Below are 23934 nucleotides of genomic sequence, written 5' to 3'. Positions count from 1 at the left end.
TGTCATACTGATGATGTATTAAATCATTTTAGGTCGTACAAGCGAAGGGCGACAAAGCCTTACTGCTTACAGATCAGTAGCGCTTTGTTTTATATGATATCTTTGACTTATAATGCCGTATTCCTTTGGCATTATAAAAATGAAATGTTGTTCGTTAGGGGCTATGGCTTTACCCCTACACGCAATGCGCGGTAAAACGCGAATTGGTATTTCGCAAAGAAATAGCACGAAACACACGGTTTGATCAAGTTTTTTGCGGTAGAAATAGCGAGTTCTTAAGAGTAGTAAAAGGGTAATAAGCATGTTCGATTGGTTTCACTGGCTAAACCTGGCAGGCGTTGCCGTGTGTGCAATTTCAGGCACCCTTATGGCTTATCAAAAACGCATGGATGGATTTGGCGTGGTAGTGCTTGCCAGCGCTACAGCCATTGGCGGCGGAACCTTGCGAGATGTGATGCTAGATGTACCCGTGTTTTGGATTGCCGATACCGATTACTTGTATACCACGCTAATTGCCGCCTTTATTCCCATTATTTGGCTGCGCATAAGCCCACGCTTCCCTTTTCACTACCTGTTAATCGCCGATGCTTTTGGGCTAGCGCTATTCAATGTGGTTGGTATAGAGAAAGCCTTAGCCAACGACACAGGTATGGCTGTAGCGGTTGCAATGGGCACCATTACTGGCGTATTTGGTGGGTTATTACGGGACGTTATCTGCCGCGAGGTACCGCTGGTACTTAATGGCGAGCTTTATGCGATGACCTGTATTGCAGGTGGCGTGGTTTATGGAATAGGCATGCAAATAGAGCTCGCTACACAGTGGTGTGGTATTGCAGCCCTTGTCACTACCGTACTATTTAGACTCGGCGCTATGCGCTGGCATTGGCAGCTACCTGTATTTTACAACGATCATCATTAGCAACTAACTGTCCTCGCCGAGCACGGTAAACAATGCCCTAGCTCGGTGCGTTTTAAGAGTAAATCCCATCGTTAGTACAGTTACATCTTCATTCCACTCTCTCTAGAGTTTATGCCAAGTGCGTTGGCTATTTGGCGGCGGCAAGGCTTTAAAGTTTGAACTAACTGAACAATGAGCGTGTAAGAAGAGAGGATGTCCATAATATGGGAATGGCTGTTGTTAAAACCTTTGCAGGGCAGGGCGTGTCTGCTCCAGAGGTAAGTGTGGAGATTCACTTGGCTAATGGCCTACCTGCCTTTCAACTGGTCGGTATGGCGGAAACCAGTGTGAAAGAAGCCCGTGAGCGGGTACGCAGCGCGCTAATTAACAGTGGTTTCGAGTTTCCTGCCAAACGAATAACGGTTAATTTAGCGCCGGCTGATATCCCAAAGTTTGGCGGCCGGTTCGACCTTCCTATTGCCGTTGGCATTTTAGCAGCTTCGGGGTACATTTCAGATATTAGCCTGCTTAATATTGCCTTTGTGGGCGAGTTAGCGCTAAACGGTGAGATTAAACCGGTTAACGGGCTTATTCCTGTAGTGATGACGGCAGCGAACGAAGATATAGCCCTTGTTTATCCGGGAGATAACGATGTTGAAGCTGCCTTGGTTTCCCACGCCACACGCTTTCCCGCATTTGATCTCCTCTCTGTTTATGAACACCTTACTGGGAACAAAAAACTCGCTAAAGGGCAGCCTTTCACTTCTCACTCATCACGCAGCTCGACATCTGGTTGGGATGATATTATTGGGCAAGAGCAGGCAAAACGGGCTTTAATAATTGCAGCTAGCGGGGCTCACAACTTATTGATGGTAGGCCCGCCAGGCACAGGTAAAAGCTTGCTTGCCAGTCGAATGTTGTCGCTATTACCGGATATGAGTGAAGAAGAAGCCTTGGAAGTCGCTGCTATTCACTCAGTGAAAGGCGAAAAGCTAAATGCTGAACGTTTTCTAACCCGCCACCTGCGTTCGCCCCACCATACCAGTTCAGCTGTAGCGCTTACTGGCGGCGGGTCTAACCCTGTGCCAGGGGAAATTTCGCTGGCCCACAACGGTATTTTGTTTTTAGACGAACTCCCCGAATTTGGCCGAAAAGCGCTTGATGTATTACGCGAACCACTTGAAACTGGCGACGTTCATTTATCCCGTGCATCAGGAAGTGCAACCTACCCAGCCAACTTTCAGCTGGTCGCGGCAATGAATCCTAGCCCCACAGGGGATATTGATGACAATCGGCTTACACCACAGCAACAGCTGAACTACTTAAACCGTTTATCAGGTCCATTGCTCGATAGAATAGACATTCAAGTAGAAGTGCCTCGCTTACCCGACTACGACTTGCCAGAGCGGGGCAATAGACCTGACGACTCGTTACATGACATGCGGGAAAGGGTGATAGCTGCACGGCAAAAACAAGAGTCTCGACAAGGCAAACCCAATGGCGCTTTACACGCGGGTGAGCTTGCCGACATCTGTTTGCTAGATAACGCAGATCTCCTATTTTTACAGGCAGCCGCAAAACAACTTAATTTATCTATGCGTGTATTTCACCGCACGCTAAAAGTGGCTAGAACCATTGCCGACCTTGAAAAGGAAAGCGCCGTTTCCAGGGCTCATATCGCAGAAGCGCTGGGCTATCGAGCTCTCGATAACCTTATAAAGCAGCTCAGTGCTAGCTAAGTGCAATTAATAAATTAACTTATCCACGGGAGTGTAAGTTTAGCTGCATAAAGGCGTTGATAAGCGGTTCGTTTTGCTTATCTTGTAAACAACATAGGCCGAGGGCATAAGGCTCGATATCTTCAACCTGAATTTGGGTTACCGCATTAGCCATACTGGAGTGATCGAGTACTACTTTTGGCACAAAGCCTACACCACACTCTAGCGCTACCATGCTTACAATAGCTTCGTTACCGCCTACATAAGCATAGACATTAGGCCGAATACCGTGTTCGGCAAACCAATGATAAGCAGTGCGTCGCGTTGGCCCTGTTTCAGGCATTATTACCTGATGTTTGGTCCAATCTAGCTGGCTTAGCTGAGTAAGCCGCCACTCTCTTGGCGCAATAAGTACCAAAGGCACGTTATCTAGCGCTGTGAAATGCAAATCTGTCGGCATATCAGGGGTGTAAATAGCAATAGATAAATCACATTGCTTACTTTTTACTTTTTCAATAGCGAGGGCAGGGTCACCGGTTATTAGGCGTATATCAACCCCAGGGTGTTGCTGCCTAAACTGCCTTAGCATGGCGGGCAAATGGCTTTGACTAGCCGTTACCGAGCAAAAAACACTTAGTTCCCCCTGAAGTGCATCGCTATCTTCTTTTAAATCAATTTTTAATTGCTGCCAATCAGCTAACGCTTGTTTCGAGAATGACAGTAGCTTGTGCCCGCTATGGGTGAGCGCGACCTTACGGTTATCCCGTTTAAACAAGATGCAGCCTAACTCGTCTTCAAGACGCTGAATTACACGGCTTAACGTAGATGGCGATACATACATGGCCTCGGCGGTGACGCCGAAGTGTAGGCTGGTAGCCAGGTGGTTAAAGAGCTGTAAACTGCGAAAATCCATATACATTTCACTTTATGCAATATTATCTTGCAAATATATCATTTTCCAAAACAAAAGAAATCTTTTAGTCTCACTACCAAGTCGTCATAGACGAGGTCTGTCAACGCCAAGGTCGGTGTTTGATATTGACAAAAATGAATGTTGTTCGGAAATTTTTATGGCTAATTATTTCAACACCCTGTCACTTCGCCAGCAGTTAGATCAGCTTGGCCGCTGCCGTTTTATGGCACGCGATGAATTCTCTGACGGTTGTCAGTTCTTAAAAGGCAAGAAAATTGTCATTGTAGGCTGCGGCGCGCAGGGCCTTAACCAAGGCCTGAATATGCGTGACTCAGGGTTAGATGTTTCTTATGCGCTGCGTCAGGCAGCGATCGATGAGCAACGCGACTCTTACAAACGCGCTTCAAGCAATGGATTTACTGTTGGTACATATCAGCAGCTTATTCCAGAAGCTGATGTAGTTTACAACCTAACACCTGATAAGCAGCACGCAAGTGTAGTAGAGGCAGTAATGCCGCTTATGAAAAAAGGTGCAACGCTAGGTTACTCACACGGCTTCAACATTGTTGAAGAAGGCCAGCAAATTCGTAGCGATATCACAGTAATTATGTGTGCGCCGAAAAGCCCAGGCTCAGAAGTACGTGAAGAATATAAGCGTGGTTTTGGTGTGCCTACACTGATAGCTGTGCATCCAGAAAATGACCCGGAAGGTAAAGGTTGGGATCAGGCCAAAGCACTGGCAAGTGCAACTGGCGGTGACCGCGCAGGTGTACTTGAGTCATCATTTGTGGCTGAAGTTAAATCTGACCTTATGGGTGAGCAAACCATTTTATGTGGTATGCAACAAGTTGCAGCAGTACTTGCTTTTGAAAAAATGGTTGATGACGGTATCGACCCAGGTTATGCAGGTGCGCTGATTCAGTACGGCTTAGAAGCCATTACTGAAGCACTTAAGATTGGCGGTGTAACTAACATGATGGACCGTCTATCAAACCCTGCAAAAGTGAAAGCGTTTGAGCTTTCTGAGCAATTAACTGATTTACTTCGTCCGCTATTTGAAAAGCACCAAGACGACATCATCAGCGGTGAGTTCTCTCGCACCATGATGGAAGATTGGGCAAATGGCGATGCGAACCTACTTAAGTGGCGTGAAGAAACCGGTGAGACCGCGTTTGAAAACGCACCGGCTTATGAAGGTGAAATCAGCGAACAAGAATTCTTTGACCATGGCATCTTGCTAGTTGCCATGATCAAGTGTGGTGTTGAGGTTGCGTTTGACGTAATGGTTGAAGCTGGAATTCTGCCTGAGTCTGCGTACTACGAATCACTGCATGAAACACCGCTAATTTCTAACACAATCGCACGTAAGCGTTTGTATGAAATGAACGTGGTTATTTCAGACACAGCAGAATACGGAAACTATTTGTTTGCCAACGCAGCAATTCCAATTTTGCGTGAGAAATTTATGCCTGCTATTGATACCAGTGTTATCGGTAAGGGTTTGACTGCTGCTTCTAATCAAGTAGAGAACAAACGCCTTGTTGAGATTAACGAAGCCATCCGCTCACACGGTGTGGAATCGGTAGGTAAGACCTTGCGTGGCTACATGACTGATATGAAAGCCATCATAGGATAGGACAGTTTCTGTCGTTAGGTGCTTAACTAAGCCCTCTTGCCCGACCATTTTGGTCGGGCTTTTTTATGCCTGTAACTCAGTGAGTCACATATCCTTTTACAGCGAACTGCTTAGCTAACTCAAAGCAGTTACTAACAACCACTTATCTCTCTAAGAAACAACCACTTCCCGAACACGCTCAGCGAAGCGAACTGATGCGTAAGCTAATGCAAAAAAGATAAGAAAGCCCCAACCGATGGGCATTAAGTTTCCATTCAAAAAACTATCAACGATAAGGGCAACGGGCACCGAGAACAAGCTTGAAAAGCAACCAATAATTGCAGCACCTAAACCTGCCATATCGCCAAGAGGCTGCATGGCCATAGCGTTGAGGTTACCAAATAGAATGCCCACAAAGAAAAAGCCAACGAACATGACGGCCACGGTTGGAATTAGTGGCGGCAGACCATCGTACGCAAACAGCAATGCTAGATACGCCACCGCAAACCCATTTACACCTTTTAGCGCAAATCTACACAGCTTGCGCATGCCAAAACGCATTACCATTTTGCCGTTGAAGTAAGAAGCAAGCCCGATAGAAAAGGCAAGGGTAGCGAAGATATACGGGAACCACTCTCCAACATTGTAAAACACGGTAAATATGGTTTGTGACGCGCTTAGATACGCCAAAAACGCCCCGAAGATACAACCCATGGCAAAGGTATAACCCATAACTTCTGGATGGGTCAGAATAAACTTTGATGATTTAAAAAAGTGTGCCCGCGAGAATTTTCTGCGCTTTGCACGAGGCAAAGTTTCGCCTTGACGAGAAAAGAACCAAATCCCCGCCATAGTAGCAACTAGCAGAAATAGCGTGAATATATGGAACCAAGATGTCAACTCCATCACAGTTTGCCCAATAATTGGGGCCAACATGGGCACTAAGATAAACACCATCATAATAAACGACATAACTTTTGCCATCGCATCACCTACGTAGAGGTCACGTATAATTGCCATAGAGGCTATGCGAGGGCCAGACACGCCAAACGCTTGAATAACACGCCCCACCAGCATGGTTTCAAGATTAGTGGCAAGCATACATACAAAGGTACCCAACGCAAAAATACATAAACCCACTAAAATAGTAAGACGGCGACCACGGCTATCTGAGAACGGACCAAAAAACATTTGGCCAAATGCCATACCCAGAAAGAACACGGTGACAATTAAATGGGTCTGATGCGCCTCTTGCACATTAAGTGACTCACCAATTTGAATAAGGGCGGGCAACATAGCGTCTATACTAAGTGCGACCAGCGATGTCATGGTCGCCATCAAAGCAACAAATTCAACAAGGCCAAGCGCGGGCTTTTGCACAACTGCAGTATCATCAGATACGCCATTAGATGTCTGGGGCATAAAGTCTCGAATATGAAATTAAGTGAGGGAATTAAAAAAGGCGCGAAACCGTCGCGCCTTAATTAGTATACCTGAAACCTGGTTAAAAAGCCGTCAGATTTGGCTATCTTATCTTAAATACTATTACCTTTAACGAGTGTTATTCCTCTGACAGACTAGCTGTCACCGCCTCGCCGTTCTTAGTCGGTTTTAAGTATTGGTTTAAAAACACATCCATTTCTTTGAAGAATAGGTGACGGTTGCGCTGAATAGAAAGGCTGTGGTCTCCATTTTCAAGCTCCACGTATTTAAAAACTTTGTCGTAGTCTTCTAACTCATCAGCCATGTAGCGGCTGTGAAGAGGTGGAACAACGCGGTCTTCTTCGCCATGCACAAGTAGAATAGGCGTCTTGATCCCTTTTGCGTTGTAATAAGGCGAGCGTGCTTCCAAATCATCGTAGTCGTCACCAATTTGATTTTTAACGAACTCATTATTGAGAAAGCGACGAGAGTGAATGATAACGTGTTTAAGCGAACTCACGCCGGCAAAACTTACGGCGCATTGAAATAGTTCAGGGGTTTTAACCGTTGCCATTAACGCGGCATAGCCACCATAACTTGCGCCAACTATGCACATATTATCTTGCTCTGCGTATCCCTTTTCTACCATCCAAGTTGCGGCGTCAGTGATATCGTCTTGCATAGCTAGGCCCCATCCTTTCATTTGGCTTTGCGCAAAACTATAACCATAGCCTCTTGAGCCTCTAAAGTTTGGCCTCAACACCGCGTAGCCTTTCGAGGTGAAGTATGCAGTCCAGTAGTCGAAACCGCTGAAATCCCGAGCCCCCGGCCCGCCGTGAGGATGAATAATGGTTGGGAAGGGCCCATCCCCCTTAGGAAGGGTTAAATATGCTTCAATCTTGATGCCATCTCTGGCTTCGTACTCAATGAGTTTATGCTCGGATAGTTTTGTCGAATCTATTTGGCTGTATTGCTCAAATAGCACGTTCAGCGTGCCTTCCTTGCGATTACCCAATAAATACACACCAGGCAATATGTCAGACTCAGAGTAAACAATATAAGTTTGTTCATCCTCACTGAAACTAACTAACGTGTTGTGATAATCAGGAAGTCCCTGGTCGATTCCGTTTTGAAGTGCAACATAGCGTTCATCCCAGTAAAAACGACCATCATGACGCACACCGATAGCATCTCGCGTAACTGGCGAGTAAATAAGGCTTCCGTTGACGTCATAGCCTTCGTCGGCATATACCTCAGTTCGCTCGTTGGTTTTAAGGTTTAAGCTATATAATGCGCGATAGTCGCCCTTGTAGCCTTTGTAATAAAGAATATTTGGGTCTTTAGCAAAGCCCACTGGGTATTCGCCTTTCTCCGTCATCGCGTTATAGGCAAATAAGGTTCGCCAGCCATCTTCTTCTTTTAGAAAGACTTCGCGCTCACCGCTATCATAGTTGAGCGAAACGCCAATACGAACGTTACTTTGTTGGTCGGTAAGCCAATCTCTGATGCGCTTTTTACCGCGCATAATGCGACTTACGCCTCCTGTGTTAACATTGACTTTATACACTGAAGGTAAACCTAGCACCTCGGCATCTATTGCTATAAGCACATGATCCGGGTCATCAGGTAGCCAATCGATAACCTCATCTTGAAATTGGGGAATGTGGTTGGGGTTACCGGCCCGACGCTTAATTCGTTCCCATTCAACCATATTAAACGCGCCGCCCTCGCCATCGAATTTAATACTTAACAAGCGGGTGTCATGCACTTTTGTAGTACCACGGCGAGTTTCATAGCGCGCACTAACCACTACACGTTCATTGTTCACCCACTTATACCAATTAATTTTTACACGTTCATTGTCAGAGCGAAGTAGGTAATGCTTTTCACCCTTTTCCAAGTCGAAGGTGGCGAGCATGGCAAACGCCTCTTCTTGTTCAACATTTTGAACAAAAGCGATTTTAGTTCCATCGGGTGACAAAGATGGCGTCCAATAGGTTGGCAGCGTACTAAAAGCGTCGTAGCTATTATTCTGCGCAGCCGGTTCAGCGCTTAACGTGGTCGAAATAGCTAGCAGTAGTAGGGCAACAAGCGTAGCAGGTGAGAAAGCCTTTTTATAAGACATAACATTCCCTTGTAATTTTTTATTGTGGGCGGAACTTAGCTAGTGAGCAAACCTCAAAACTATGTTAATACGAGTATACAAATTTGTTGCCGTATGTACAAAAACAAACCGACATGCTTGATATAAACGATATTGGCGCGATAATTTGATCTCTCGTCGTACTTTGCGAATACAAAATACGGATATGGTATTATTAACCACAGATATAGTATGGATTTTACCCAATAGCGGTAAGCACCTAAGCCCAGCGTTATCTTAAGGATTTAGCCTTTTCATGCCTTCAATTTGGAGCGGGCTTGCCACTTCGCAAGACCTATTATTCCGACAACTTGTGCTCAGAACATCCAAAGCATCTTCTTTACTAGCAAGAGGGGTATGGTGTTTGCTGCTGTGCTTGTTATGCACGTTTTCGCATGCCCAGGAGACAATAACCTACGATATTCAGGGTGTTGAAGATGCAAAGCTTCGAAATAACATTCGGCTGCATTTAAACGGACTTGATGTAGAAAAAGCACTGCTAACTGACCCTTATTGGCAAGACGAAGTTGCAGAAACGGTGGCAACGGCAGTACAACCCTATGGCTTTTACAACAGTGAAACAAAGGTAAGCATACAAGAAGGGGACAAGGTCACCGTAAAAGTTGCGTTGAATACACCTCTTACCATCAACAAAGTTACCCGAGAAATTATTGGCGCTGGCCGTGAAGATAAGGCCTTTAGAGAGCGCTTTAACTCGCTTAAACTCAAAGAAGGCGACGTATTAAATCAGACTGTCTATGAGTCATTTAAATCTTCAATTTTTAACTACGCTCTTTCCAACGGTTACTTCGATTATTTCTGGCAGGCAACACGGCTAGATTTAGTACGTGGCGAAAAGCAAGCGAATGTGCTTTTAATTGCGCAAAGCGGGCCTCAATATAAGTTTGGGGAACTCAAATTCGTAGGTGATGATAAAGCTAAAGCGATTATTGAGCGCCTAAAACCTTTTAAAACCGGCGATGCTTATTCATCATCAGTGTTAGGCGACTTTAACAGACGTTTAAATCAGTCGGGCTATTTCAATCGAGTGATAGCAAGGCCAGTAGTGAGCGACGCAGAAGGGTTACTGGTTCCTATTGAGGTCTCACTTCAACACAGACCTACGGATTCATTTAATGTCTCGGTCGGTGCAGCTACTGATACAGGTCCGCGAGTACGTTTGGGTTGGGAACGTCCTTGGGTAAATGACAAAGGCCATTCGGTTTCATCAGATATTTTCATTTCAGAGCCTGAGCAGTCGGTTACCGCGGACTATCGCATTCCAATGAAAAATATCACTCGCGACTATGCCAGTATCGAAGCAGGCTATCAGTTTATTGAGTACGCCAATACGTCATTTGAAAGCGAAACCCTTTCTTTGTCAGCACATAGATACACGCAACAAGATGGTTCGCCCTGGCAACATGATTATTCCGTAACCTACCTTAGAGAGACTTACGATCAGGGGGACCTTGATACCAATACCACCTCGTTAGTTTTACCGGGCTATTCACTAACCTACCGAAATAAAGACGATGAACTAAACGTTAGCAAAGGCACCTATGTTCAAGCACTGGCTCAATATGGCAAAGAGGGTTTTGGCTCAGATATTGACTATGCCAAAACCGCCGTTGAAGCTATGTTAATTCGTACATACGCCGATAAGCATAGAATAACTTTACGCGGAGAAATTGGAGCAATTAAAACAAACTCTTTCGATGATGTACCTGCTTCACTTCGCTTCTACGCTGGTGGTGACCAAAGCGTTAGAGGGTTTAAATTTCGTGATTTGTCGCCTAAAGCAGATGTTATTAATCCAGAGACTGGCGAGCTTGACGTTGAGTCTATTGGTGGAAAGTACTTGGTCACATCAAGCATAGAATACGCTTACTCGATTGCAGACAACTGGCGAATAGCCGCTTTCTTAGACGCGGGTAAAGCAGCAAACGATATAAGCGACCCCCTCGCTTATGGTATAGGCCCCGGGGTTCACTGGCTGTCACCTATTGGCCCTGTAAGAGTATACTTAGCCAGAGGGCTATCAAAACAAGGAAATGATTGGCGCATTCACATCATTTTAGGGCCTGAGCTATGAGAAAACGTACGCTTTCGGCCATTTTACTATCGCCCATACTTCTGCTAGTTGCTATTTATGCGCTACTTATTAGCCCGCTGGGCGGCCCAACGGTAAAACTTATCGCGAATAGCTTGGTTACAAACCTTTCCATTGATGATATTGAGGGCGGTTTTGCCGATACGCTTCAAATACATAATGTACATTGGGAAAACGCGCAGTGGCGGGTGTCATTTAAGTACGCTTATATTGATGTAACGTGGCGTTGCGTCTTTGAGCCGAAAGTATGTGTTAATGAACTCTCGCTTGAAAATGCTACATTAATGCAACTCGCTGCCGCTTCTGAAGCCGATGAAGAAAAAGAGTCTAGTGGTGAGTTTAACTTACCTATACCCATAGAAGTAGGGTATCTGGCGCTTGCGAATATTAACATTGAGCTTCTTACCACAACCGTTGAAGTCGATGAGCTAGAGCTTGCGGATTTCAGCGGCGACCAGACGCTGGTTCTTGACAGTATAGCTACGAAAGGGGTTCGTATAGCTTTAGTAGAGGCAGATGAAAAAGCTAGATCACCAGCGGCGAATACGGCTTCTCAGACTCAGTCTTCCACGTCAAAACAGACGCTTGAACAAAGCGCTGATAAAACAGCAGGGCAAGCGACTCCAGATGAAGAAAGCACCTTGCCTAGCTCTTACTCGCTTAGCTATGAAGCACCTGAATTACCAACAATTAGCGCTCCTATTCCCGTATCGCTTGGTACTTTATTGGTTGAAGATTTACACTTTACACAAGCTGGTAGCACACAACAAATAGCATTGATCTCGCTACTTGATGCGCAGTTCAAAGACAGTGATATTGCCATTGAAGAAATGGTATTTGCGCATGAACAAGGGGAAGTAAAAGCAAAGGCAAGGGCCACCCTTAGTGGGAACTTCCCACTAAGCATTGCTGCTAGAGCTAAAACCGTGCTTGATGATGCTCCGCTTACCGTAAACTTAAACGCATCGGGGGCATTAGATAAATTAACCCTTTCCGTCAGTGCAACAGGAGCGGTAAACGCCGATGCTAATTTGGCGGCAAATGTTCTTAATACCGAACTCCCCATTGAATTCACTGCAAAATGGAAAGAACAACCCATTCCAACAATGGAAAACGCCACGTTAAAAGCAGGTACGCTGTCACTAGAAGGTACTATGGGCGATTACCAGCTAAAAGGCGCTGGTGCAGCAACCTTGCCAGACATAGGCAATGTGCCTGTATCACTGGATGTCGTGCTTAAAAAGAACAATATCTATGTCAATCAGGCGAATATAAAGGCGCTAAACGGAAGTTTAGTTAATACAGGCACTCTTTATCTAAACGAAAATATTGCTTGGGAAGGTAAAACTACGCTTTCAAACGTGTCAGCGCAGCAATTCAGCACCTACGCACCTAAAAACTTAAGCGGCGAGATAGAGAGTATTTTACAGTACTCAGAGCGCGGCGGGCTGCATATGAGCTTAAAAGATATGCAGGTATCTGGCGTGCTACAAGGTAAAGCGCTAAAGGTAAAAGGTAACGCCGTATACGCCGGCCCAAGCGACTTGTTCGTGACTAACGTCAATATTGTGCAAGAAGGGGAGAATGAAAAAAACGTTATTCGAGCTATTGCACAGGTTTTAAACAAGCGTCATTTAAACGCCGATATTACTATTGGCGCCAACGCTATAAATAGTCTTTATCCAGAAGTTTCCGGTGCGATAAACGGTAAAGTATCCGCCTCTGGCCCCTGGAAAAATCCTCGCGCTAACGGCAAGTTAAGTCTATCAAACATCACTGTGTCGCCAAGCTTAAATGCTTCTGCCGCTCAGCAAGGGCCATTGAGCGGCGAGATAACACTAGATGGAACTTATAAAGATCACCAAGCGCAGCTAGACGTTTCTGTGCCCAATAATCAAGTTGCGTTTAGCCTTAAAGGCGCATGGGCAAACAATCATTGGATAGGTGAGATTAGCGATACCCAGCTAGAGCTTGCTAATATGCAATGGGTGTTATCAAGCCCGTTCACGCTTGATATAGGCACTGCACCTGTTACGGCCAAAATAGGCCAGCACTGCTGGACATCACGTCGCGAAGGAGAGCTGTGTATCTCGAACGTGAATTATCAAGACAGCAAAGCAAGTTGGGATATTAAGGCAACGTCACTACCTGTAGGGCTGTGGGCGAATGAACTAGTGCCGACCGTGGTTTCATCTCCTTCAGAAGCGACGTTGAGTATTCAAACAATAGGCAGCTATTCACAACAAGATCCTATCGACGCCACCTTTACCGCGTCAATGAGCGCCGCCCCATGGCAATTAGGTGAAACCAGACCGTTAACGCTTACCATTAACTCTTTTGAAACTAGCGGTAAAATAAAGCAAGGGCAGTTGGAGTCAACTTCACTGATCTCCAGCCAAGACATTGGCGATGCTACGCTTACCTTAAACACCCGACCGTTTGAAGAGGAAATACCTTTGGACGGTAAGTTGATAATGGAGGGGCTTGATGTAGCGCCACTGAAACCTATTTCACCCGCTATTCGCACCTTAACAGGCGTGCTTAACGGTAATATCACCCTTAGCGGTTATGTCGATGACCCATCTCTAAATGGCGAGCTTACTGTTTCTAACGGCGCGATAGATATCCAAGATACGCCTGTCACATTAGCCGACTGGAATCAAAAAGTGGTGCTTAGCGACCAAACTGCAGCGCTCGATGGCAGTTTTATACTCGGTGGCGGTAAAGGTACGCTAAAAGGCGATCTCGACTGGTCATCTGAGCCTAGCGCGACTTTCAAGTTAAAGGGCAACAGCTTTGAAATAAGACAGCCAAACATACGCCTTAAGGTGTCGCCTAATATTGATGTTGCTGCAACCAAAGAAAAGGTCGATGTAACGGGCGAGGTCAACATTCCCTGGGCCCGTATTGAGGTAGAATCCTTGCCTGAAAGCGCAGTGTCGCCATCAAAGGACGTGCATTTGCGTGGAGAGCCAGACAAAGAAGAACCACTGGACATTGTTCATGCTTCGGTTCTTGTTAACATTGATAAAAACAAAACAGAAGAAGTAAAGCTTGAAGCCTTTGGCCTGACGGCCAGCTTATTCGGCGGTATACGCGTGAACACTCAACCCGCGTTAGTTGGCTATGGAGACTTACAAATAATAAACGGTCGCTACAGTGCCTATGGTCAGCAGTTGATCATTCAAACCGGAGAAGTGCAGTTCAACGGTCCTATCGACCAACCGCTGTTGCTGGTAGAAGCGATACGAGACCCCGCCAAAACCGATGATGATGTTATAGCGGGTATTCGTATAGACGGCGCCGCTGACGCACCGAGCATTAACTTATTCTCTGAACCCTCCATGGATCAACAGGGCGTATTATCGTATCTATTAACGGGGTCTGGGCCAGATTCAGGCAGTTCAGCAGATCCTAACTACGCAGCTCTGCTATTGGGTTTTGGACTGTCGAACACGGAAACCCTTACTGGGCAGGTAGGCAGTGCTTTAGGTATTGATGACTTTAGCTTAAGTACCAATGAAAATTTGCTTTCTGTTACCGGCCAAATCAACGATAGGCTTTCGGTGGAATACAATGTGGACGTAGGTATAAAAGATAATGATGCCAATAGCACCTTAAGACGTCGCCAGCTACCACCTGATTTAGCACTTAAATACCAGCTGCTTCCTAGCCTGTATTTAGAGGCAATCCAAACCACGCTAGAAGACCAGTCAGAGTTTGCGTTAGACCTTTATTATGAGTTCTTTTTAGGTGATACCAGAAACCGCAAAAGCGATAACGGCGATGATGACAGTGATGATATCGATGAGGTTGATAATAATTCAGAGTCATCACAAGAAAGCAATGAAGAGACCTCAAGCTCCAGCAAAGACAGCTAAACGCTCTGCGTGTTAATACAGTGTATTAGCTTGGTCCTATTTTCTAGCGCTGCTGCGCCATACCTTCTAGCGTTTTGAGCTGCCGCTCGAAGCGCTTTTGTCTTTTGTGTGCCCATACATACCACAATAGCATTCCGATACTAAGTGATGTCATGACTATCGCCATCTTAGTGGTTTTCTCTGGCGTAGGATCACCGAAAAAATAACGTTCCAACAAGAAGGCATATCCAAAAAGCACTGCAGTCCACGTTGAGTGCTTAGTGATAAAAGCAATCTTCACGTTGTTTTTAATTTGTTTAGTCAGCTGAATGAGGTGATCAACGGTTTGCGTATCTTTTGAAAATGCAGCCACTCTTCTTAGCCATAGCTGATAGACAAGCAGGGGAAGAGCAGTAATCAACATGAATACAAACATTGCGTGGGCGACGAACGTAAATTTATCCCAGCTATTAATTAAAAAATAAATCGCTGGGATAAATGCTAGCGAGTCTATCACCATATACCAACGCTGCTTTGTTCGTTCGCTGCGCAAACTGGATTTTACTTCCTCTAAATTAATAGCCGTAACAGGTTGAGCCTGCCAGAGTGCAGACAAGTTATCGTTTTGTCTGCACTCTGCAGTGTTATCTGTCGTCTTTTGATTTTCTTTATCTGAATTATGCATGCGGTTGCTCCTGCATGATACTTTGCTTGGCGCGTTTTAATACCACCCCAACATGGTTCTTGGTAAGGCCACATACGTCTGCAATTTCGTCGTAACTTAAGCCTTCAAGGGAAAGGGTAAGCACCTGTCTTGGCTGCAGTGGCAACGCTCTTACGGCGCGCAACAGGCGTTCTAAAGACTGGTGTTGACTAGACACTTCTTCTGGAGAGTGAGTGTTACTCGCGTACCCGTCAGTACCCGTATCATCGTGGTCGTATTGATGGGTATCAATACGCTTCACTTGACCTGCTACGTGAGTAACCGCACGGTTGTGAGCAATTTTCAAAATATAGGTTTTGACGCTGCTATCGCCTTTAAATCGAGACAATCCCTGCCACACTGCAATAGCAATTTCTTGCAATAACTCTTGTTGCATCGCCTCGTTTGCTTCATAGCTGTTAGCTACACGGCCAAGGAGTGCCCCATACTGCGCAAAAACATCTTCAAAACCCTGCCCCAAGGTCCCATCCCTAATAGTAAAAACTGCTGTTATTTTATTGTGTTACTTCTATCAGTCCGCCCATACCAGTTTTTATTACAAACTTTTTTTATTTCCGCTGTAATTTTTTTGAACAGCTCTCGACTACTTAACATAGAACTTGAAAATACCACACGAAGTAACGGGCGGTGAGGTCACTTACGCTAAAAAGCTTCAACTTTTAAATTTTGAAATTTAAATGAGGAAAACACTATGTCTACGCTAAGTTTAGTTTTGTTAATTGGCAGCATCACGTCGCTTGTGCTTTTGGCAAGCTACCTAGACGCAAAGTTTCAGTGGCGATTGAACGACTGGATGAACGGCGAGTGCAGCAACCCATTCGTTAAAAGCGTGACCGACAAACAGCAGCAGCGTTTAGAGGAAAAAGACGCGCAAATTGAAGCCTTGATGACGCGTATTGAAACCCTTGAAACCATCGTCACTGAGCCTGCTTACGAGCTAAACAAAAAAATAAATGCGCTTAAATAAATGATTTTACAGGGATTGTCGAATATCACGTGCAGCAAAGTTCAACAGGCCCTAGCTAGATACGGGTGGACGGCGCATAAAGCGGGGCACTTTTCCCATTGCAATAGCGTTACCCACTAGCACAATCACGACGCCAAGTACGGATAACACGCTCCAGGTATAGCCTTCAAAAAACGTTGAAATAATCAGTGCAACCATGGGGTAGACCAGCACGACATAGGCTGCCTTGTCAGCTCCCATCTGTTTTAAGAGCTTCATATAGGCGCCAAACGCGAACACGGAACCAAAAATTGCCAAATAGACGAGTGATAGATAAAACTCAATGTGAGTAGGGATCCGTAATTCACCAGGCATAGCCAGCGAGGTGATGAAAAGCAGGATCATGGCATAGCTCATGGCATAAAAATTCATTTGGATAACAGGTGTACCCGAAGTCAAAATACGCTCGGAAATAACGTTGCCCGTTGAAGCACAGAAAAAGCTGACAAACGCGATGGCAAGACCGGTGGCAAGCGCCGCGTCCATAGTTACTTTTGAAAACTCAGGCACAAACAAACACACGATACCTACCAAGCCAAAGGTGGCCCCAATGACCACTTCTTTCCTTATGGGTTCTTTTAACCACCAGCGACGAAGTACAACGTTAATGTAAATAATGCATGAGCTCATCAGTGCCAGCAGTGCACTAATGATATGAGCTTGCGCAATATACAACAGCGTGTAATTTAAGCTATACAAGAAGAGCCCTACTGCCGCCATTTTTACATGAACATGCAGGGGGAGCTTTAGCGGTAAACGTTTAATAACACAGTATGCTCCCAAACACGCCGACGCTAAGAAATAGCGAAGCGCTATGGCAAACGTTTCTGATGTGTGTCCGATTTGATAGGTTATTGCTATCCAGGTTGAACCCCAAATTAGGCAACAAAGAGCAAATAAGGTCGCGTTGTTCATAACCGCGTTTTACCCCAAAAACTCTGTTAAATGAGCAAGGGCTTTATCAAGCAGCTTTTGCCTGGCTCCATTCCCAATCCACGCATTATGTGGCGTCACCAATAAATTAGGTAACGGTTCTTTTAGTAATATATGATCGACGGGCGGTGGCTCTACGCTCAATACGTCTAAGCCTGCCCCACCAATCTTGTTGTGTTTAAGGGCGTGATAAAGCGCCTCTTCATCAACCAGACCGCCACGAGCGGTATTGATAAGGAAAGCCGTTGGCCGCATCAATGACAGTGAATCTACGTTAATAAGCTTTTCGGTGTCTTTCTTAAGCGGGCAATGAAGGCTTATGACATCGGCATCGGGTAAAAGGGATGTAAGGCTAGGGCGAGGGTCGTCTTGTTTACCGGGGCGAGCAGCAATACTCACTTTCATTCCCATAGCTTTGAACAATGCTTCTACACGCTTACCAAGTTCTCCATGCCCCACTATTACCGCGTGTTTACCTGCAAGCTCGATCACTGGGTGATTAAGCAAGCAAAAATGAGAAGAAGCGGACCATGCCTGTTTATTCATATCACGCTGATATGCCACAAAGTTCGTAGCCAAATTAAGCGTTAAGGTTAACGCGTGCTGCGCCACACTATCAGTGCCGTAGCCTTCTACATTTTGAACGGTAATACCCGCTTGCTTACAATAATCACGATCGACATTGTTTATACCAGTGGCCGTTACACCAATATACTTAAGCTGTTCTGCCTGCTTTAAATCTTCGGCGTTTAGCACAACTTTATTTACTAAAACCGCATCGGCTGCTCGAATACGCTCACCAACCTCTTCAGCATGGGTCTGCTGATAAAGTGTGACGTCGGCATTAAGACTATCGAGTACCGAAGTATCAAGGCTGGGTAAATCCATGGTTTCAGCGTCTAGAAACACAACACGCTTTTTTAGCCCGTTGTGAGATGATTGCGTTTGGTTATCTTCGACTTTACTTTTTGAAGCGTTGTGTTTTGTCATTGTCGATAGGCCTACATTACTTCCACAATAGATTCTAACGCCGCTTTCACGTTTACAGGAATGGGAATAGCTTTATCGGTCTTTCTATCTACAAACACATGCACGAATTGACCATGCGCCACCCGTCGCTTATTTTCGCCCGTATACACAGATAACCCATAGGTTACTGAACTTCTACCTATTTTTATTACCCGTAGCCCTACAAAAATGTCTTCGGGGTATGCCGCTGGTGCCACGTATTGACATTGACTGCTTACCACATACGCAACGGTTTGCCCGTTGTGTATGTCTAAATTGCCTTTTTCAATTAAAAAGCGGTTTACCGCGCTATCAAAGAAACCGTAATACACAACATTGTTGATATGACCATATGCATCATTGTCTTGCCAGCGGGTGGCAATAGTGACGTTATAAGGGTAGTCGGCAAGTGTTGGTGTAATGTCAGTCATGATCAATCCTTGGCATATATATTTAAGAGGGTGTTGTTGCCCAATCAATACAAACAGTGAACAAATATAGCGCCTAAGCGCTATATCGTATTCTATTGATAGTGCTATGAATAAAGCACCATGTCGTCACGGTGAACGGCAACATCGCTTGTTTCATAACCTAACACACTGGCGATTTCTTTCGACTTTTTCCCTTTTATAAGCGTTAAGTCTCTTGCGTTATATAAGCAAAGACCTTTAGCGATAATTTCTCCATCGCATAGCACTTCAACGGCATCCCCTTGTTCAAATGAACCAGTCACATCTACTATACCAGTGGGTAATAGCGACGCACCTTTGCTTACTAGCGCCTCTTTTGCACCGCTATCTACGACTATTCTGCCAGCGGTTTTTAGGGTGTGGGTAAGCCAAAGCCTACGGGCGCTGGCTGGCGTGCTGCTAGCAGTGAACAACGTCCCCGGCACCTTGCCTTCAAGTAAAGCATCGAAGGTTTCGCCTTTTCGCCCGTTAACAATAAGGGTTTGGATACCACTACTGGTGCACTTATCCGCAGCTTCAATTTTCGTACGCATACCACCTGTGCCTACCGCAGTACCTGCGCCCCCCGCTAGTCCGTAAATAGTACGGTCTATTTTATCCACCTTCGGAATAAGGGTCGCAGCGCCATCTTTTCTGGGGTCTGCAGTAAATAAACCGTCAATATCAGAGCAAATAATTAAGGTGTCAGCCTGCGCTACCAATGCCGTGTAAGCACCCAAATTATCGTTATCACCTACTTTAAGTTCATTAACAGCGACTGTGTCATTTTCATTCACAATGGGTAGTGCATTGTGATTTAAAATTTCACGCAAGGTGTTTTTGATATTTACGTAGCGCGTTCTATTGCGTAAATCATCTGCGGTTAGCAATACCTGCGCGCAGGGGAAGTCGAAAAAACGCTGCCAGTTGGCCATCATAAGATTCTGACCAATTGCAGCCATGGCCTGCTTCTCCGCAATAGAAGCGTTATGGCGAACTTTAACTTGGCTACGACCAGCAGCGACACTGCCAGATGACACAAGGATTATTTCTTTGCCAGCCTCTCGGCTTGCGGTAATAAATCGAGCAAGAGACAGAAGGTAGCGTCCGCTACACCCGCTACCTTCAGGAGCAATAAGGGCACTGCCAACTTTAATAACGGCACGTTGCCAATTAAAACGGTTCATAGAGGAGAAGATAAAAGATAACAAGAGCTTAAGAATACGACAGTTAAAGCGTTTAACAAAACGTTCTGTTACAGTTTTTTTGCGTTAAAACATGGCTAGTTTACGGTCAAAAAATTGGATTGTGCTTGTCATACTTATATACTAGCGAGTGTTATCTTATAACAATTCTAACTTACAAGTTGCAAGGAACCCGCATGAGCACCCCAAAACGACACTTTTTCTGGCTAGCGCCAGTGTTGTCTATGCTGATTTCTCTTCCTAGTACCGCCGCTATAAAACAAACAAAAGGCGACTTTGAAGATAAATTCCGTCAGCTAGACGAAGTACTTCCTACTCCCAATGTTTACCGCAACGCCGCGGGTGAGCCAGGTCATCAATACTGGCAACAGCAAGTAGATTACGATATCGACGTAAAGCTGCTTGAAGACGAGCGCCGTATCGAAGCAAGCGAAGAAATTACGTATTACAATAACTCGCCCGATACGCTTAAGTACCTTTGGGTTCAGTTAGATCAAAACAAGTTTCGTGATGATTCAATGTCTGCGCTTACTACCACGTTTGGCGGTATCGGTAATCGTGGACCAGGTACACAAGCAGCCAACGGTGATGCCCCAGCAAAGCTAAGCATGGGTGCTCTGCGCCGCCAGCAGTTTGTTGAAGACAATGAGCTGGGCTACACCATTTCTCGCGTTGAAGACAAAGCAGGCAACGACTTACGCCACACTATCGTTGGTACGCTAATGCGTGTTGACCTAGCTAAGCCACTAAAGCCGGGCAGTAAAGTAACCTTTGATATCGACTTTGCCTTTAATATTGTTGAAGAAGATGCGGTTTCAGCACGTGCAGGTTACGAGCACTTCCCAGATGATGAGCGCGAAGGCGGCAACGATATCTTCTTGCTAGCTCAGTGGTTTCCTCGATTAGCAGCTTACACCGATTACGAAGCATGGACTAACAAAGAGTTCATTGGCCGTGGTGAGTTCACCCTAGAGTTCGGTAACTACGAAGTAGATATTACGGTTCCGGCTGACCACATCGTATCGTCAACAGGTGTGCTTCAAAACCCGAAAGACGTGCTTACCAAAACACAGCGCGACCGTTTGAAAAAAGCAGAAAAAGCAGACCGTATCGTATTCATCGTTTCTCCTGAAGAAGCCATTGAAAACGAAAAAGAGGGCACCTCTAAGCTTAAAACGTGGACATTTAAAGCGGATAACGTACGTGATTTTGCATGGGCTTCGTCGCGTAAGTTTGCGTGGGATGCACGTGGCTACCAGCAAGGGGGTGACACTCAGCCGCTTGTAATGGCAATGTCTTTTTACCCGAAAGAAGGTGGTGAGCTTTGGCAGAAGTACTCAACAGAGTCAATCATCCACACCATGGATGTTTACAGCCGCTTTAGCTTCGATTACCCATACCCAGTAGCGCAATCAGTAAATGGTCCAGTAGGCGGCATGGAATACCCCATGATCACCTTTAATGGCCCGCGTACAGAACTTCGTGATGACGGTTCACGCACCTATTCGCTAGCAGAGAAACGCTTCCTAATTGGCGTAGTTATTCACGAAGTGGGTCATATCTACTTCCCTATGACGGTAAACTCTGATGAGCGTCAGTGGACGTGGATGGATGAAGGTCTTAACAGCTTCCTAGATGGCGTTGCCGGTCGCGAATGGGACCCTACAATTCCATGGGGTGTAGAGCCGCGTGATATTACAGGCTACATGAAGTCTCAGACTCAGGTGCCAATTATGACGCAGTCTGATTCGGTACTTCGCCTAGGTCCTAATGCTTACACCAAGCCAGCGGTAGCACTAAACATTCTTCGTGAGACAATTCTTGGTCGTGAGCTTTTTGACTTCGCGTTTAAAGAATACGCACAGCGCTGGATGTTTAAACGTCCAACTCCATCTGATTTCTTCCGCACTATGGAAGAGGCGTCGGGTGTGGATCTAGACTGGTTCTGGCGCGGTTGGTTTTATACTACAGATCACGTAGATATTAGTCTGGACAGCGTACACAAATTGCGTTTAGACACTGAAGATCCAGATATAGACTTTGCTCGCGAACGCGAAGCGGAAATGGAAAAGCCTAAGTCACTTACCGATATTCGCAATAAAGAAGAAGGTAGAAAGCTGTGGGTAGACCGCTTTGAAGATATCAGCGATTTCTACGATGAAAACGACCGCTATACTGTAACCAACAAAGAGCGCAACAAGTACAAGAAGTTCCTTGATAAGCTTGAACCTTGGGAGCGTAAAGCCTTTGAACGTGCTGTAAAAGAAGACAAAAACTACTACGTGCTAGATTTTAGCAACAAAGGTGGTTTGGTTATGCCGATTATTCTTGAGCTAGCCTTTGAAGACGGTACGACAGAAGAAATGCGCATTCCAGCAGAAATCTGGCGTCGTACACCTAAGGCTGTAAGTAAGCTTATTGTGACTGATAAAGACAAAGAGCTGGTAAGCGTAACGGTTGACCCACATTGGGAAACAGCGGACGTAGACGTGGAAAATAACCACTACCCACGCCGTATTATTCCTTCTCGTATTGAAGCGTATAAGAATAAGCCGCGTAACACTTACGAGTACCGCGACCTTATGCACGACTCAAAGACCGAGTTAAAAACTGACGACGAGGATAAAGATGACGAGTAAGTTGTCTTTAGCCCGCTTGCTGCAGGGCCCTCAGGCTCTGTTTGCAAGCGTTAGTGGATTGGTTATTGTGGCAGCGCTGTTCGTTAGCACGATGTCGTTCAGCACAACTGCCCAAGCGCATCAAATAAAAGCAGCGATAACAACGGTACTGTTCAACCCTAGAACAGAAAATATTGAAGTAATGCACCGCTTTAATTTGCATGATGCTGAACACGCGGTTAAAGCCTTGTTCGATAAGCATGCAGACATAATGGACGATGTTAAAACGCAGAAGCAGTTTGCGGTTTACGTTGCCAAGCATTTTGCTATTTTGAACGCGGCAGGTGAACCGTTACAGCTTGCTGATGTGGGCTTTGAAGTTGAAGGTAAGCACTTTTGGGTTTATCAGGAAACCGCTGAACCGCCTGTGCTAGAAGGCATTAAAATTCGCCACGATGCGCTGCGTGACTTATGGCCGAAGCAAGTGAATACACTGAATATAGAGGGTAAGGGCGATATTAAAACCCTCACCTTTGCTGATAGTGTAAACCTGCTGGAAGTGAGCTTTAAGAGTCAAGGTAGCGATCATCACTAAAATTTAGCGGTTTAAAGTTATTAAAAGCCCACCGCCTTTCACTGTTGAAGGACAGTTAAGGCCGGTGGGCTTTTTTGTATTTAAGCGTGCTCTAATAATATGTGGTGTGAGACCGAAGTCTTATAGTCATATCTGCAAGCATGCTCTACCTTATCAGTAGAAAATACGTTACTGACATCTAGTTAATGAGGTATATCATGACCAATAGCGCTGCAGCACCGTTGCCTTCACAGGTCAAGAAAACCCAATCAAGAAGTGAGCGCCGCGCTAGAAAAATGCGTACTGCTAACGCAGCAGAGCGCGCTGAGCAAAAGGTAAATGCTGAACTAACACCAGATGCTAATTTAGCAAAGGGTAAAACCAGTAATGCGTTCGCGGATAAGAAAAATATCATGTGGGTGCTGTTGAGCGGCGCCATGGCACTGACATTTATCGTAATGCTATTTCTGCCCGATACAGGCATGGGCGGCGGTATTATATCGACTTATTCTGCAATGCTATGGTGCGGATTCTTTGGTGCTGCGCTTTGGCGTTACAGAACAGCTAACGGCTGGGCTGGGTTTGCTTATGGCAGCGTTATTGGCCTAGTGCTTCAATTTATTTCACAGATCATCTAAATATATAGCAATGTGTAAACCGCACACTTATGCAGTGCTAAGTCATGTTTTTAAATCTCTGCCTGATTCTATAATCTTAACCTTACAATCAAGCTAT

18 protein-coding genes are annotated in these 23934 nt (G+C 45.4%); 9 read left to right on the top strand and 9 right to left on the bottom strand.

All coding sequences use genetic code 11. The features are described from left to right. The first annotated feature begins 301 nt into the window (after positions 1-301). Together D1814_RS07910 and D1814_RS07905 are read left to right on the top strand one after the other, a co-directional pair. Positions 302-919, top strand: a complete 618-nt coding sequence (locus D1814_RS07910; protein WP_118491145.1) for a trimeric intracellular cation channel family protein — start codon at positions 302-304, stop codon at positions 917-919. Positions 920-1122: 203 nt separating this feature from the next. Then, positions 1123-2637: a YifB family Mg chelatase-like AAA ATPase gene (locus D1814_RS07905; RefSeq protein ID WP_118491143.1), complete on the top strand. Its 1515-nt coding sequence runs from the start codon at positions 1123-1125 to the stop codon at positions 2635-2637. A gap of 19 nt (positions 2638-2656) precedes the next feature. Here D1814_RS07905 and ilvY read toward each other — a convergent pair whose 3' ends face one another. Next, positions 2657-3529 carry an HTH-type transcriptional activator IlvY gene (gene ilvY, locus D1814_RS07900; protein WP_118491140.1) on the bottom strand — a complete coding sequence of 291 codons (873 nt, stop codon included), beginning with the start codon at positions 3527-3529 and terminating at the stop codon, positions 2657-2659. A gap of 157 nt (positions 3530-3686) precedes the next feature. On the opposite strand from ilvY, the gene ilvC reads away from it, so the two are divergent. Then, entirely contained in the window at positions 3687-5165 is a 1479-nt protein-coding gene (gene ilvC / locus D1814_RS07895) for a ketol-acid reductoisomerase (RefSeq protein WP_118491138.1), read from the top strand. Between the two features lie 150 nt (positions 5166-5315). Here the strand turns inward: ilvC and D1814_RS07890 are convergent, their stop codons facing one another. Both D1814_RS07890 and D1814_RS07885 read right to left on the bottom strand, forming a co-directional pair. Next, positions 5316-6566: a multidrug effflux MFS transporter gene (locus tag D1814_RS07890; RefSeq protein ID WP_183037589.1), complete on the bottom strand. Its 1251-nt coding sequence runs from the start codon at positions 6564-6566 to the stop codon at positions 5316-5318. Between the two features lie 139 nt (positions 6567-6705). Then, positions 6706-8691, bottom strand: coding sequence for an alpha/beta hydrolase family protein (locus D1814_RS07885; protein ID WP_118491136.1), 1986 nt, complete (start codon positions 8689-8691; stop codon positions 6706-6708). A gap of 274 nt (positions 8692-8965) precedes the next feature. On the opposite strand from D1814_RS07885, the gene D1814_RS07880 reads away from it, so the two are divergent. Both D1814_RS07880 and D1814_RS07875 read left to right on the top strand, forming a co-directional pair. Next, positions 8966-10804 carry an autotransporter assembly complex protein TamA gene (locus D1814_RS07880; RefSeq protein WP_118491134.1) on the top strand — a complete coding sequence of 613 codons (1839 nt, stop codon included), beginning with the start codon at positions 8966-8968 and terminating at the stop codon, positions 10802-10804. Continuing rightward, entirely contained in the window at positions 10801-14703 is a 3903-nt protein-coding gene (locus D1814_RS07875) for a translocation/assembly module TamB domain-containing protein (protein ID WP_118491132.1), read from the top strand. The genes D1814_RS07880 and D1814_RS07875 overlap by 4 nt, the downstream gene beginning before the upstream one ends. A 43-nt stretch (positions 14704-14746) precedes the next feature. On the opposite strand, the gene D1814_RS07870 is transcribed toward D1814_RS07875, so the two are convergent. Further along, positions 14747-15367 (bottom strand): hypothetical protein, encoded by a 621-nt coding sequence (locus tag D1814_RS07870; RefSeq protein ID WP_118491130.1) that lies wholly within the window; start codon positions 15365-15367, stop codon positions 14747-14749. Further along, positions 15360-15866 (bottom strand): RNA polymerase sigma factor, encoded by a 507-nt coding sequence (locus D1814_RS07865; RefSeq protein ID WP_118491128.1) that lies wholly within the window; start codon positions 15864-15866, stop codon positions 15360-15362. Before D1814_RS07865 ends, D1814_RS07870 begins: the two co-directional genes overlap by 8 nt. Positions 15867-16097: 231 nt before the next feature. Here D1814_RS07865 and D1814_RS07860 point away from each other — a divergent pair, with 231 nt between their 5' ends. After that, positions 16098-16373, top strand: coding sequence for a hypothetical protein (locus D1814_RS07860; RefSeq protein WP_118491126.1), 276 nt, complete (start codon positions 16098-16100; stop codon positions 16371-16373). A gap of 51 nt (positions 16374-16424) precedes the next feature. On the opposite strand, the gene D1814_RS07855 is transcribed toward D1814_RS07860, so the two are convergent. The 4 genes from D1814_RS07855 to proB form a co-directional block, all read right to left on the bottom strand. Further along, the gene (locus D1814_RS07855) at positions 16425-17327 is read right to left on the bottom strand and encodes a DMT family transporter (RefSeq protein WP_118491124.1); all 903 of its coding nucleotides are present in this window, start codon (positions 17325-17327) and stop codon (positions 16425-16427) included. 9 nt (positions 17328-17336) lie between these two features. Beyond that, positions 17337-18335 carry a D-2-hydroxyacid dehydrogenase gene (locus tag D1814_RS07850; RefSeq protein WP_118491122.1) on the bottom strand — a complete coding sequence of 333 codons (999 nt, stop codon included), beginning with the start codon at positions 18333-18335 and terminating at the stop codon, positions 17337-17339. Positions 18336-18346: 11 nt separating this feature from the next. Continuing rightward, on the bottom strand, positions 18347-18784 hold the full coding sequence (locus D1814_RS07845) for an acyl-CoA thioesterase (protein ID WP_118491120.1): 438 nt from the start codon (positions 18782-18784) through the stop codon (positions 18347-18349). A 104-nt stretch (positions 18785-18888) separates the two neighbouring features. Further along, the gene (gene proB / locus D1814_RS07840; RefSeq protein ID WP_118491118.1) at positions 18889-19989 is read right to left on the bottom strand and encodes a glutamate 5-kinase; all 1101 of its coding nucleotides are present in this window, start codon (positions 19987-19989) and stop codon (positions 18889-18891) included. 194 nt (positions 19990-20183) lie between these two features. Here proB and D1814_RS07835 point away from each other — a divergent pair, with 194 nt between their 5' ends. The 3 genes from D1814_RS07835 (at position 20184) to D1814_RS07825 (ending at position 23837) form a co-directional block, all read left to right on the top strand. Next, the gene (locus D1814_RS07835; protein ID WP_118491116.1) at positions 20184-22646 is read left to right on the top strand and encodes a M1 family aminopeptidase; all 2463 of its coding nucleotides are present in this window, start codon (positions 20184-20186) and stop codon (positions 22644-22646) included. Continuing rightward, positions 22636-23220: a DUF6702 family protein gene (locus tag D1814_RS07830; RefSeq protein WP_118491114.1), complete on the top strand. Its 585-nt coding sequence runs from the start codon at positions 22636-22638 to the stop codon at positions 23218-23220. The genes D1814_RS07835 and D1814_RS07830 overlap by 11 nt, the downstream gene beginning before the upstream one ends. Before the next feature lie 197 nt (positions 23221-23417). After that, positions 23418-23837 carry a hypothetical protein gene (locus D1814_RS07825; RefSeq protein ID WP_118491112.1) on the top strand — a complete coding sequence of 140 codons (420 nt, stop codon included), beginning with the start codon at positions 23418-23420 and terminating at the stop codon, positions 23835-23837. The last annotated feature ends 97 nt before the right edge of the window (positions 23838-23934 follow it).

This window comes from Alteromonas sp. BL110 (assembly GCF_003443615.1).
GTDB lineage: Bacteria > Pseudomonadota > Gammaproteobacteria > Enterobacterales > Alteromonadaceae > Alteromonas.
The sequence above is the reverse complement of the archived record's forward strand: the minus strand, read 5'-3'. Positions and strand labels throughout refer to the sequence as shown.

Excerpts from the sequence above, each read along its gene's own strand:
- D1814_RS07855 (WP_118491124.1), bottom strand. The coding sequence starts at position 17,327 with ATGAACAACGCGACCTTATTTGCTCTTTGTTGCCTAATTTGGGGTTCA.
- D1814_RS07880 (WP_118491134.1), top strand. The coding sequence starts at position 8,966 with ATGCCTTCAATTTGGAGCGGGCTTGCCACTTCGCAAGACCTATTATTC.
- D1814_RS07825 (WP_118491112.1), top strand. The coding sequence starts at position 23,418 with ATGACCAATAGCGCTGCAGCACCGTTGCCTTCACAGGTCAAGAAAACC.
- D1814_RS07870 (WP_118491130.1), bottom strand. The coding sequence starts at position 15,367 with ATGCATAATTCAGATAAAGAAAATCAAAAGACGACAGATAACACTGCA.
- D1814_RS07830 (WP_118491114.1), top strand. The coding sequence starts at position 22,636 with ATGACGAGTAAGTTGTCTTTAGCCCGCTTGCTGCAGGGCCCTCAGGCT.
- D1814_RS07835 (WP_118491116.1), top strand. The coding sequence starts at position 20,184 with ATGAGCACCCCAAAACGACACTTTTTCTGGCTAGCGCCAGTGTTGTCT.
- D1814_RS07910 (WP_118491145.1), top strand. The coding sequence starts at position 302 with ATGTTCGATTGGTTTCACTGGCTAAACCTGGCAGGCGTTGCCGTGTGT.
- D1814_RS07885 (WP_118491136.1), bottom strand. The coding sequence starts at position 8,691 with ATGTCTTATAAAAAGGCTTTCTCACCTGCTACGCTTGTTGCCCTACTA.
- D1814_RS07875 (WP_118491132.1), top strand. The coding sequence starts at position 10,801 with ATGAGAAAACGTACGCTTTCGGCCATTTTACTATCGCCCATACTTCTG.
- ilvY (WP_118491140.1), bottom strand. The coding sequence starts at position 3,529 with ATGGATTTTCGCAGTTTACAGCTCTTTAACCACCTGGCTACCAGCCTA.
- proB (WP_118491118.1), bottom strand. The coding sequence starts at position 19,989 with ATGAACCGTTTTAATTGGCAACGTGCCGTTATTAAAGTTGGCAGTGCC.
- D1814_RS07845 (WP_118491120.1), bottom strand. The coding sequence starts at position 18,784 with ATGACTGACATTACACCAACACTTGCCGACTACCCTTATAACGTCACT.
- ilvC (WP_118491138.1), top strand. The coding sequence starts at position 3,687 with ATGGCTAATTATTTCAACACCCTGTCACTTCGCCAGCAGTTAGATCAG.
- D1814_RS07850 (WP_118491122.1), bottom strand. The coding sequence starts at position 18,335 with ATGACAAAACACAACGCTTCAAAAAGTAAAGTCGAAGATAACCAAACG.
- D1814_RS07905 (WP_118491143.1), top strand. The coding sequence starts at position 1,123 with ATGGGAATGGCTGTTGTTAAAACCTTTGCAGGGCAGGGCGTGTCTGCT.
- D1814_RS07890 (WP_183037589.1), bottom strand. The coding sequence starts at position 6,566 with ATGCCCCAGACATCTAATGGCGTATCTGATGATACTGCAGTTGTGCAA.
- D1814_RS07860 (WP_118491126.1), top strand. The coding sequence starts at position 16,098 with ATGTCTACGCTAAGTTTAGTTTTGTTAATTGGCAGCATCACGTCGCTT.